An 11,580-nucleotide genomic window follows, 5' to 3' on the forward strand; every position below is an offset into this window, starting at 1 on the left:
TGGCCGCCTTCTTCACCGCGGGCTTCTTCGCCGCAGGCTTCTTCGCCGCGGGCTTCTTCGCCACCTTCTTCTCGACTTTCTCCGCCATTCGAACCTCCTTAAGGAAGGAAACGCGCCAACATATCCTAGCCTCACTCACGGATGCACAACACCTGGTGTTGTGAATAATATAGCGTTCCTTCAATCAGGTGTCAAGAAGTTGTGCTGAAAAAAAGTGCAGCGCAATTTTTAGTGGGGCGCGACTTCGCATCGCGTGAGGAGGGAAGGAGGATCGTGGGCCATATGTGACAGCCTCATTCGGGGTGCCTACTAGATATGGTTGAGAGCCTGCGCATGGAGTGGCGCGGTTCCGCATGCGCTCCGGAGGCCTGGCGGTTTTCCGTTCGAGAAGAATTCCTTGGTGACCCGTGCGGTTCCGCCGGAAAGGCGGACTCGCCAGATTCGGAGGAGCCGGATGGCGGGGACCCGGGCCCCGGCCTCCGAGGCGGTTTCGACGCGCGATTCAGAAGATGCGGTTCTCGCGGCCCTCGAGGAGTCGAAGGATGTTCTTCCAATGAAAGAGGACGAGGGCGAGGGACCAGGGAAAGAGGAGGAGGAATTCGGCGCGGTGATCTCTGGCCCAGCCCTCCCCGCGAAGGAGGATCACGAGGAGGGGGAGGGCCAGGCTCGCGGAGACGGAGCCCGCCGAAACGCTCCGCGTGGCGACGAGGGCCGCCGAAAACGGGACCACGGCGGCGCCTGCGGCGGCAGGGTGCAGCGCCAACAGAGCACCCGCGGACGTGCCGATTCCCTTTCCGCCGCGGAACCCGGCCCAGATCGGAAAGACGTGCCCGAGCACCGCGGCCGCGCCGCACAGGTTGGCGGCGACGGAGCGAGACACCTCGGGATCCCAGGGGCCCCAGAGCGCCACCGCGGCCGGAGCGAATCCCTTCAGGACGTCCACGAGGGCGACGGGAAGGGCGGCTTTCCAGCCGGCCACCCGCAACACGTTCGTCGCGCCGGCATTGCCGCTTCCGTGCCGGCGAACGTCGACGCCGAGAAAGAGCCGGGTCACGACAATGGACGTGGGAAAGGACCCCGCCAGGTAGGAGGCGATGAGAAGGAAGCTCAGGAACGTGGTCACTCGATCCCCAGGACGGCGATGCCGGCGGCGCCGGGACCCACATGGGCGCCGAGGACCGCCGTCGCCTCGACGACGGGAATGTCCTTCAAGCCCGTGATCTTCTCGATCCGTCTCACGTAGTAGTCCGCCTCTCCCGGCGCGTCCACGTGGGCGACGGCCACCCGGAACCGCTTGTACTTCTCCCACTCCTGCCGGGCCATTCGGAGGACCTTGCGCCGCACCCCGAACCGCCCCCAGGCCTTGGTGGGACTGAAGACCTTCCCCTCCTCGTTCAGGGAGATCAAGGGCCGGATGTTGAGAAGGGTGGCCACGAGGCTCCGGGACGAGCTGATGCGCCCGCCGCGGCGGAGGAACTCGAGTGTCTTCAAAGACACAAAGACCTTCGCCCGCCTCTTGATCTCCTCGAGCTTCGCGGCGATGGAGGCCGCATCCTCCCCCGCCAGCGCCAGGGTTCTCGCGTGCTGGACGAGGAGGCCCTGCGCCACCGTCACCGTCCGGCTGTCGAACACATGGACGGGAGGACCCGAGAACTGGGAGGCCGCCGTCTGCGCCGCCTGGAAGGTCCCGCTGATGGCCCCCGAGAGGCATATGACGAGGATCTCCGGCTTTCGCGAGCCCGCCTCCTCGTAAGCCTTGAGGTAGTCCTGCACGGAGGGCTGGCTCGTCGTGGGATGGTGGGGACTCCTCCGGCACTTCCGCAGAAACTCCGCCGGGGAGATCTCGATCTTGTCCAGGAACACCTCGCTCCCGAACAACAGCTTGAGGGGAACGATGGAGATGAAATTCCTGCGGATGTACTCCATGGGAAGATCGCAGGCCGAGTCCGTGACGATGGCCACGCGAGCCGGGTCGGCCAGGGCCCCCTCGTGCTGGGTCTGCATGTCGTCGCACTTCTTGGAGGCGAGGGTCCCGAGCGCCGCGAGAGCCTCGTACATCCGGAGAGGTTCGTTCGTGTGGAGGTGGACCTTGAACAGGGAATCCCCCGAGACCACCACGAGGCTGTCTCCCATCGGCTCCAGCAGTTCGCGAACCCGGGCGGGGGAGACGTCTCCCTGGGTTCTCACGACGCACTCGGTGCAGAAGCGGTAGGCGAGGTCCACCCTGCCGTGGGAGTAAGCGAAGGGCTCCGAGGGAGCAGCCTCCGCCATGACCTCCCGGGAGCCTTCCGGGGCGCGAAGGTCTCCGGTCTCAACGAAATCCGTGATCCCCTCCAGGAGATGCACGAATCCCTGCGCTCCGGCGTCCACCACCCCATGTTCCTTCAAGACATCGAGTTGGTCGGGCGTGTGGCGGAGGGACTCCTTGGCCCGGGCCAGGGCGCTCCGCAGGAGCACCGCGAAATCGGTTGAATCCTGCGGGGCCGCATGGATGTGCTCGGACCAGTCCTTGATGACGGTGAGGATCGTGCCCTCCCGGGGCTTCGCGATGGCGGCGTAGGCGGAGGTCCGGGCCCGGGCGACGGCCTCCGCGAAGTCCCGCGTGCTGACCCGCACACGCCCTCGAAGACCATCGGCGAGCCCCTTGAGGAACTGGGCGAGGATGGCCCCGGAATTCCCCTGAGAGCCCAGGATGGCGCTCTCCGCCAGCGTCCGGCTGGTATCCGCCACGGAGCGGTGCGTGTGGCGCCGCAGCCTCTCGGCGGCACTGGCCATGGTCAGGGCCATGTTGGTTCCTGTATCCGCGTCGGGAACAGGGTAGACGTTGATGCTGTTGAGCTGCTCCCTTCGTTCCTGGAGGCGGCGGATTCCCGCCAGAACGGCCCGTCGGAGCCGAAGCCCGTCAAGGTAGCGGATTTGAACGGCGCCGTCCTTGGCACGAGCGGCGGGGCGCGAGGTCATTCTCCCTCCCGAACGAGAGGAGATTGTACACCAACAGGGCCTTTCCTGCCAAGGTTTGCGCAGGATCAGCGCAGGGACTTCTCCCACTTCAGGCGGCGGCCTGCGGCGTCGAAGGCACACACCGTCACGACGCTCCCCTTGAGCGGGAAGGTCCCCATGAAGGCGCCGTCCTCGTCCACGGGTATCTCCACCCCATTTACGGTCACCGCGAGGGGAGGGCGTACGGTCCCCCTCACCACCACCGCGTCTCCCAGTCCCGTCGCGTCGGCCTCGAGACGCCACTCGGGCGGTGCGGGCGAGGCGGACTCTTCCACGACCTTGAACGAAAACGGCGGGGACCACGCGCCGAGCGGGTCCCCTTCGGCCCGCAGCCTCCAGTAGTAGGTCCCTGGCTCGAGGGCCCCGGCCTGGAGAAACATCCCCGGGGCGGTTCGATCCACCGACACGTGCCGGGCGAAGAGCCTCGAACGGGACACCTGGACCCTCACATTGGCGGCGCGGGAGGCCTCCCACTGGAGCCGGACCGGCGCCCGTCCCCCCGGAGGCGCCCAAAGCACCGCGCCCTCCGCGGGCTCGACGACGGCGGGCGCGGCGAAGACCCGGCCGACTGCCTCGATGCCACCCGCCCCGGCGCGAATCCGCTGGACGTGAAGGCCCGCGGAAATCGACCGCGACTCGCCCCCCGCGGCCACCTCGCAAGTCCCTGAGCGGACCTCGACCTCCAAGGAGCCGCCCTCCCGGCGGACTTCCACGAAGGCGCCCGGAGAAAGCCGAACCTCCGCGCCCGCGCACTCCACCACGGCGGCCCTCCTCTCGGACAGGGCTCTGGGCGCTTGGAAAAGGGCGGCGCCCGACTCGAGAGCGAAGCGCACGGGGGTGTCGGGATCGCCGAGCGCCGCCACCCGGAGCACCCCGCCCGACCGCAGGTCCACGGTCTGGCGGTCCGGGAACGTCAAGAGCAAGGGCTCCCCCCCATCGGCCACCACGGTGTCCCCCTCGCCGATCCGTGCGCCTTCGCCGATCTCCTCGCCGCTTCCCGGGGACCCGCCCCGTCTCCTTCCCGCACCTTCGGACAGGATCGCTTCCGCCCGGGGAGTATCCAGGCGGCCGGCCACGGGTTCCAGCAAGAGAAGCGCTTCCTCGGCCCCCCGGAGGCTCTGGACCCGGCGGCCCTTTTTTAGGTCCGAATCGGCCTGCGCCAGGAGGGTCGCCGCCTCGTCCAGGGATTCCCGATGGCGAACCTCCGCGCCCCTGGAGCGGAGGTTCTCCAGGAGCGCCCGTCCCTTCTCGACGGCCGCGGACGCGGCGGCCCGGTCCGATTCCACCCGGAGCCTGTACAGGTGGATGCCCCAGCCCGCGGCGGCCAGCACCACGAGCACCGCAAGGCCCCAGAAGAGGAGATTGATCCGATGGGCGAGTCGCGACATCTTGTCCTCCGGCCCCCGTGGGGCTCCACCCGTTCGGCCGCTCAGGCTGGATCCGCCTGAAGGTAAGATAATCCAGCCGGGAGGCCAACTCAACGCTTGCCAGAGGCCCCGCGACCGGGTACGCTGTGTCCTCGCCGCGCGCACCCGAAGCCGGCGGACCCTAGGGAAAGGGGAGCCATGAGCGCCAAGGAAAGCCGAGGATCCCAGCCGCTCCAGTTGCCCGAAAACGCCTACAGGGCGTTGAATCCGGGAGAAACGTACACGCCGGTCATGAACCAGGAGACGGGGGTTCCCGAGGTCACCCGCCGGTCCGTCGTGTTCGGCCTCCTGATGATCGTGATCTTCTCGGCGGCGGCGAGCTACATCGCCCTGAAGCTGGGACAGGGGATCGAGACGGCCATCCCGATCAGCATTCTGGCCGTCGGCTTTTCGGCCGTGGCCCGCCGAAAGAGCCTCCTGATCGAAAACGTGAACATCCTCGCCATCAGCGCCACGTCCGGGATCGTGGTGGGCGGGTCGGTCTTCGTGATGCCGGCCATCTTCATGCTGGGCCTCGACAAGGGCCAGACGTCCCTGGAACTCTTCCTACAGATCTTCCTGGTCCCCTTTTTAGGAGCGGTCCTTGGCGTTCTCTTCCTGATTCCTTTCCGCAAGTACTTCACCCAGGAGATGCACGGCAAGCTCCCCTTTCCTGAAGGTACTGCCACGACCGAGATCCTCGTGGCCGGGGAGAAGGGCGGGAGTCAAGCCAAGGTCCTTGTCTACGCGCTGGGCCTGGGCATCGTCCTCGATTACCTTGCGCTGGCCTTCAAGACCTGGAGCGACGTGTTCACGACGGCTTCCATACCCGCCCTCCAGGGCTTCACCCAGAAGGTCAAGGGCGTCTTCGCCATGAATACCTCCGCGGCCGTCCTGGGCCTCGGGGTGATCATCGGCGTGAAGTACGCCTCCATTATCATGGCCGGTTCCCTGCTCTCCTACTTCGTCCTCGTTCCTCTCTTCGGGTCCATCAGCCCCGACTACGCCGCCGCAACCTATCGGGACATCTTCTTCAACTTCACGGACGCTTCCGGCGTGATGCACCCTGGAGTCCGAAACATCGGCATCGGTGGAATCTTCGCCGCAGGAGTCATCTCCATCCTCAAGATGTCGGGCGTGATCAAACAGGCCCTCCAGCAGGTGCTCTCCCAGCTCTTCAAGAGGCACGAGGGCGCCGAATGCGGTTCCCGCCTGGACCGCGACATCAAGATGTCCACCGTCTTCGCCCTCATCGTGGCGCTGGCCGTCGCCATCTTCCTCTACTTCTGGCTGGTGGTCGTCCAGGGACAGCCGGGGGCCTTCGGCCTCGCCCTCGTGTCTCTCGGGCTGACTTTCCTCATCGTGTTTCTCTTCTCCGCCGTCTCGGCGTGGGCCGTGGCCATGATCTCCGTCACGCCCATCTCGGGCATGACCCTCACCACGCTCATCATCGGGGCCGTGACGCTCGCCGCCCTGGGTCTCAAGGGCGGGGCGGGGATGCTGGCCATTCTCCTCATCGGCGGTGTGGTCTGCACGGCTCTCTCCATGTCGGGCTCCCTGGTCACGCAGTTCAAGATCGGCCACTGGCTCGGGTCCACTCCGAAGTCCATCCAATGGAGCAATATGGCGGGGTCCGCCTTGGCCAGCCTCACCGTCACGGCCGTCATCATGCTCTTCGCCAAGGTCTATGGCTTCGGAACCCCCACTCCCGAGCACGCCTCGCCGCTTCCGGCTCCGCAGGCCGGTGCCATGGCCGCCGTGGCCAACGCTTTTATGGGCGGACAGGACGTCCCCTGGCTGCTTTACGGCGTCGGCGCCGTCATCGCGGTGATCGTCTCAATGCTCGGCATCTCCGCCCTCGCCTTCGCCCTCGGGATGTACCTGCCCATCGAACTCAACAGCCCCATCCTCCTCGGGGCCTGCGTGGGGTGGCTCATCCAGCATTCGACGAAGGACGAAAAGCGGGCCAAGGTCTGGAACGACAAATCCATCCTGCTCGCCTCGGGGTTCATCGCTGGAGGCGCTCTGGCGGGGGTCTTCGACGGCGTCACCAAGATGTTCGTGAACGACGAGACCTTCGGCTTCGCGGCCTGGATGCCCGGCCTGTTCACCGAGAGTTTCCGCAACTGGGTGGGGCTCGCGGTCTTCCTGGCCCTCGCCGCCTTCCTCTTCTGGGACGCGCGGAGGGAGAAGGAGAGCGCGCCCTGAGGCGTCAGCTTCTTCTCAAGCCGCGCCTTTCCAGGATCTTGGACGCCTCGTTCAGGACGTCCCGGACCTCGGGCACGTGGAATCCGAGCCTCTCCTCCGGCAGGTCCTCGCGGCCGTCCAGGGCTCGAAGGATGAGCCCCGCCAGGTAGGAGCCGTCGGCCGTCCACCCACGCTCCATGGACGCCAGCGCGCCCCGGACGGCTTCGAGGTTCTCCGGCCCCGCGTCCGCGATTTTGCCGGCCAGGACCCGCAAGTTCTCCGTTCCGTAGTCGTTGCCGAAGGCCCCCACGGGGGGCCAGAGCACGGCTTCGTACAGGTCCTCCAAAATCCGTCGGGCCACCCCGTCGGTGGGTTCCACGTCGCGCGCGCAGGATCGGGCCAGGAGATCCAGGGAGAAGCGCAGGTGCGCCGGACCCAAGGGCCCCTCCCCCGGCGCAGCCTGGGGATAGGTCCCTTCGGCCAGCGGCTGGCTAAGGAGGGCGGCGCCCAGCAGGTACCGGGGGAGAAGAGGGTCCCCCTCCCGGGGCGTCATCCAGCTCCCGGCGAACTGGGGAAACGGGTTGGGCGGATCTTGCACGAAGCCCATGACGTGGGAGGGACAGGCCACGAAGAATTCCAGGCTCTCCCCTCCCGGCGCCGTGACGGCGGCGCCCATGCCGCATTCGGTCAGATCCCCATTCCGCCAGTAGGGCGCCAGTTCCGCGGAGGCCCAGAAACGGCCCAGCCAGAGGGACAGGTAGACGCCCGCGCTCAACGCGAAATCCTTGAGCTCCGGGGATGGATTCTCCGTGCCGTAGTGCGGCTGCAGGAGGTGGTCGAGGACGTAGACGTCGGGAAACTCCCCGGTCAGGGTCGCCTTGCCTCCCGTCATGCCGGCCACGTGAGACACGAAATCCCGTCCCGCCGCCGCGGCGGAATCCAGCGTCAAGATTCGGCTCACCGTCGCACCTCACCCTCCAAGCGGCCCGGCGCGCGCGGCCCCTCCTCCTCCGCCAGGGGCAGGGAGATGCGAACGGTCGCGCCGGGAAATCCCTCGTTGCCTCGGATCCACACCTTGCCGCCGTGGTCCTCCACGGTCCTCAGGACAATCGCCAGGCCCAGCCCGGCCCGCTTACCGGACGCGGAGACGAAGGGATCGAAGGCCCGCTCCAGGATCCCCTCCGGGAAACCGCTTCCCCGGTCCTCCACGCGGATGACGGCCTCTCCGCCCGCCCTCTCGGCCTCCACAATGACGGGCGACTCCGCTGGCGAGAACTTCAGCGCGTTCCCCATGACGTGGACCAGGGCGCGCACGATTCTCGGCCCGTTCACCCGCACGCGGAGGCCAGCACCGAGTGCTCCGGTCCGGACTCTATTCCCCTCCCCGGGGAACTCCCACTCCACGGCGTCGAGGGCTTCGCGGATCAGGAAGTCCACCCGCCGGGACTCCCTCTCGGAGGCGCCGTCCTCCCGGCCCAAATCCGTCAGGTCGCGCAGGAGGTCCGACAGCCGTTTTACCTGCTCCGCCATGACGTCGAGGTAGGCGTCGGCAGGCGATCCGCTCCCCAATTTCCGCTGGAGGGCCTGCACGGTCACTCCCAGGGCGATGATCGGTTCTTCCACCTCCCGCGCCACCTTGGAGGTCAGCCTGCCCGCCAGCTCCATCTCCCGGTACCGCGCAAGCCTCTCCTCCATCTCGAGGCGCCGGGTGATGTCCTGGCACAGGCCGTAGACCTCCACGACCTTGCCCTCCCGCAACACGGGCCTCTCGTAGGCCTCGATGATCCGTTTCCTTCCCTCCTTGTGACGGATTTCCCATCGCAGGGGGGGAGGGGCGACCCCTTCGCGGAGGCATCTCTCGGAGATCCGGTCGCTCTCGGCGTTCATGGGATGGTCCGTGGCCAGAGGCGCATGCGGACCCTGGAAGTACTCCGGGGTGTAACCGGTCATGGCCTGGATGTTCGGAGAAATGTACTTGTAGCGTCCTTCCTCGTCGTGGACGTAGAAATAGCAGTCCGGGACGCTCTCCACGATGTGGCGGAAGCGCGCCTCGCTCTCCTTGAGGGCTTCCTGCTCCCGTCGCCGGTCCGTGACGTCGCGCGCGATGCCGCACAGGCCCGCGACCCGCCCGTCCACGTCACGGATGGGCACCTTGACCGTGTGGAAATAGTGGAGCGTTCCCGCCACAGGCTTCACGGCTTCCTCTTCCAAGGCCTCGCCTGCAAGGACCCGTCGGTCCGCCTCCTGAATGTGGGCGCCCACTTCGGGACCGAACAGGTCGATGTCGCTCTTGCCGGGGATCTCCTCCACGGGGATGCCCAAGAGGCGCGCCATGGCCGGGTTGCCCTGGACGTAACGCAGGCTCCCGTCCTTGATGAAGATGGAGTCCGGCGCCCCTTCGAAGAAGGCCCGAAGGCGCCGCTCCGACATTTCCAGGGCCGACAGGGCCCGCACTTCGGCCGTGACGTCGCGCAGGGTGAGGAGGAAGGCCTCACGATTCCGATAGACCGTGAAAGACCCGTTGCAGTCGACCTGGATGACGGACCCGTCGGCACGGATGGCGGAACAGCGGTGGACGGAGGCCTGGCCACCCGCCCGCGCTAGGGAAGCGCGCTCCACGACCCCCTGTCGGTCCTCCGGCGCCAGGAGGTCCAGCAAGGGTCTCCCCAAGAGCGGGTCCGGCGAGGCATACCCAAAAAGCCCTCCAAGGGCCTTGTTCGCGGCCTTGATGGTCAGGCCCTCCGGATCCACCACGGCGATTCCGTCCCGGACTCCCTCGAAGATGGTGCGGAAGGCCTCCTCGCTGGCCCTCAAGGCCTCTTCGTGCGCTTTCTGTTCGGACACATCCCGGACCGAGCAGATGAGGAGGCGTCCCCGATCCACATACGTGAGGGACAGAGACTGGTACAGATCCTCCCCGCCCTGCTTGCGCCCCCTCAATTCCCCGGACCAGTATCCCACCCGCTTGAGGTGGGGAAACACCAGGTCCTTCAGCTTCGTGTATTCCTCGGGAGGATAGAGGTCGGACCACCGCTTTCCGGCGAGATCCACGGGAGCCTCGAAACCGTGGATGTGGGCGAAGGCGGGGTTCGCGTAGAGGAACTCCCCCGAGGGATTCAGAAGCGCGAGCCCGTCAATGCTCGCGTCCAAGGCTTGGTACAGGGTCTGGAGTTCCTGCTGGTTGAGTTTGCGCTCCGTGACGTCCCTGCGAACCAGGAGAAGGCCCGCCTCGGGGCCGCCCTCCTTCAGCGGATGGGCGGTGACCGATTGCCAGGAGGGAGAATCCTTCCAGGAACACAGGTACTCCAGGGAGTAACCGGATCGTCGCCCCGACAACACTCCCCGGAGACCCTCCTCCAGGTCGGAGGCGGAGGGACGTCCGGACCGATGGGAGCGCTGGAGCGCCTCCAGGAAGTCGCCGCCCTCCTCCGTGTCGCACAGGCCGGACCCCGCCGCGTCCTCTTTTCTCCACGCCGCGTTGGCAAAGGTGACCCGACCCTCGCCGTTCAGGAGGCAGACCTGAAGGGCCGGGCTTTCCAAAGCCGCCAGACCGGCCCGGGGGGGCTCGGGAACGACCTCCTTCACCATCCCCCGGACGGTCCGCACTTCGCCGGAATCCCCGCAGACGACGGACGCATGGACGTCCACCACCTTGGACGCACCCCCGGCGAGAATGACGGTCAGGCCCTTTGCGGCAACGGGAGAGGCGGATCGGTAGGCGCGCCGGAAGATGCCGTAGAAGTCCTGGGCGGAGTCGGGCGAGAGAATTTCCGTGTAGTGGCGGCCGGAGAGGCCGCCGGGGCCGGCCCCGAAAACCGACTCGGCGACCGGCGAGGCCCACGACACCACACCGCGGGGGCCGAGTTCGAGCACACCCCACCCGACCGCCTCCACCCAATCCGGTCCAAAACTTGACGGAGAGGCCGCGCCCGCCGCGAAACCCGCACCGCCCTTGCCGGCCTCTTCGTCCATGGGTCTCCCGTCGACCAATCGGTTCCGCCTCCCGGCGTCCCTTCCAAGACGGCGGCTGATTGGGGGCGATTTTAGCACATCCTCCACCCCTCCAGCCGAGGCCCGAGGAAACAAAGGACCGCTCACGCGTCTCATTTTCGAGCAAGCCCTCGCAGGCCCATTCTCGATTCCGAGACACGAAGAAAAAGCCCGGGCGAGACGGATCGACAACTTCATATTTTTCAACGTCTTGAGGATTGGACTCCCGGGCTGAGTCTTGGCACGGTCCCTGCACAGGACGATTCGGGAGGAATGAAACCATGAGCCAAGCAATCGCCGGCCTCGCCACGGAAATTTCCGCGAAGGGGGGCGCCTACGACGTTTTCTGCACGCACTGCGGATCCGTGTACGACGCCGCGGCGTCCGATTGGTGCACCTGCATCACCGACAACCCCACGTTCGTCTGCCCGCACTGCGGCACCTGTTTCTGCAGCGAAGGGCCCGAGTTCCGGAGGACCTTCTGGGAATCGGCGCCCGAGGAACTGCTTCGCAGGCGCTTCGCCAAGAGAGGGTTTCGCTCGACGTTGGAGCCTCCCATGGAGGAAGGGAACCCCCTACGCCGGCCGCTGATCCTCGTGGCGGACGACGAACTCGACACGCGCCTCGTGGCCTACCGGGTCCTCGTGGCCCTGGGTTACGGCGTGGTTCTGGCGAAGAACGGAATGGAGGCCATCCACCTCGCGAGGAAGTACCGGCCCGACCTCGTCCTCACGGACCAGATGATGCCCGTGCTGGACGGAAAGCACATGTGCAAGCGGCTGAAGGAGGACCCGGAGACGCGGGACATCCCGATCATCCTGATGACCGGCCTTTACAAACGCGAGAGTCAGCGCATCGAAGTCCTCCGAGAGTTCAAGGCCGATGACTTCCTGACCAAGCCCATCCCCTTCGAGCGTCTGGGAGAAGTGATGGAGGGATGGCTGACCCCCGTCGGCCGCTGATCGATCGGGCGGACGAACGCCATGGGATCGAAGCG

7 protein-coding genes are annotated in these 11,580 nt (G+C 66.7%); 2 read left to right on the forward strand and 5 right to left on the reverse strand.

The features are described 5' to 3' along the window. Positions 1-502: 502 nt before the first annotated feature. The 3 genes from plsY to AB1824_08670 all read right to left on the reverse strand — a co-directional run bounded on the left by plsY (position 503) and on the right by AB1824_08670 (position 4,388). Positions 503-1,123 carry a glycerol-3-phosphate 1-O-acyltransferase PlsY gene (gene plsY, locus AB1824_08660; protein ID MEW5765037.1) on the reverse strand — a complete coding sequence of 207 codons (621 nt, stop codon included), beginning with the start codon at positions 1,121-1,123 and terminating at the stop codon, positions 503-505. Then, positions 1,120-2,961, reverse strand: a complete 1,842-nt coding sequence (locus tag AB1824_08665; protein ID MEW5765038.1) for a DegV family protein — start codon at positions 2,959-2,961, stop codon at positions 1,120-1,122. Before AB1824_08665 ends, plsY begins: the two co-directional genes overlap by 4 nt. Before the next feature lie 65 nt (positions 2,962-3,026). Next, positions 3,027-4,388, reverse strand: coding sequence for a hypothetical protein (locus AB1824_08670; protein MEW5765039.1), 1,362 nt, complete (start codon positions 4,386-4,388; stop codon positions 3,027-3,029). Between the two features lie 177 nt (positions 4,389-4,565). Between AB1824_08670 and AB1824_08675 the strand changes: the two genes are divergently transcribed. Next, positions 4,566-6,614, forward strand: coding sequence for an oligopeptide transporter, OPT family (locus AB1824_08675; protein MEW5765040.1), 2,049 nt, complete (start codon positions 4,566-4,568; stop codon positions 6,612-6,614). 4 nt (positions 6,615-6,618) lie between these two features. Here AB1824_08675 and AB1824_08680 read toward each other — a convergent pair whose 3' ends face one another. Next, on the reverse strand, positions 6,619-7,554 hold the full coding sequence (locus AB1824_08680; GenBank protein ID MEW5765041.1) for a hypothetical protein: 936 nt from the start codon (positions 7,552-7,554) through the stop codon (positions 6,619-6,621). Next, on the reverse strand, positions 7,551-10,565 hold the full coding sequence (locus AB1824_08685; protein ID MEW5765042.1) for a PAS domain S-box protein: 3,015 nt from the start codon (positions 10,563-10,565) through the stop codon (positions 7,551-7,553). Before AB1824_08685 ends, AB1824_08680 begins: the two co-directional genes overlap by 4 nt. Before the next feature lie 299 nt (positions 10,566-10,864). On the opposite strand from AB1824_08685, the gene AB1824_08690 reads away from it, so the two are divergent. Then, positions 10,865-11,545 carry a response regulator gene (locus AB1824_08690; protein ID MEW5765043.1) on the forward strand — a complete coding sequence of 227 codons (681 nt, stop codon included), beginning with the start codon at positions 10,865-10,867 and terminating at the stop codon, positions 11,543-11,545. Positions 11,546-11,580 lie beyond the last annotated feature (35 nt).

It is taken from the genome of Acidobacteriota bacterium (assembly GCA_040752915.1).
Taxonomy (GTDB): Bacteria; Acidobacteriota; UBA4820; order UBA4820; family DSQY01; genus JBFLVU01.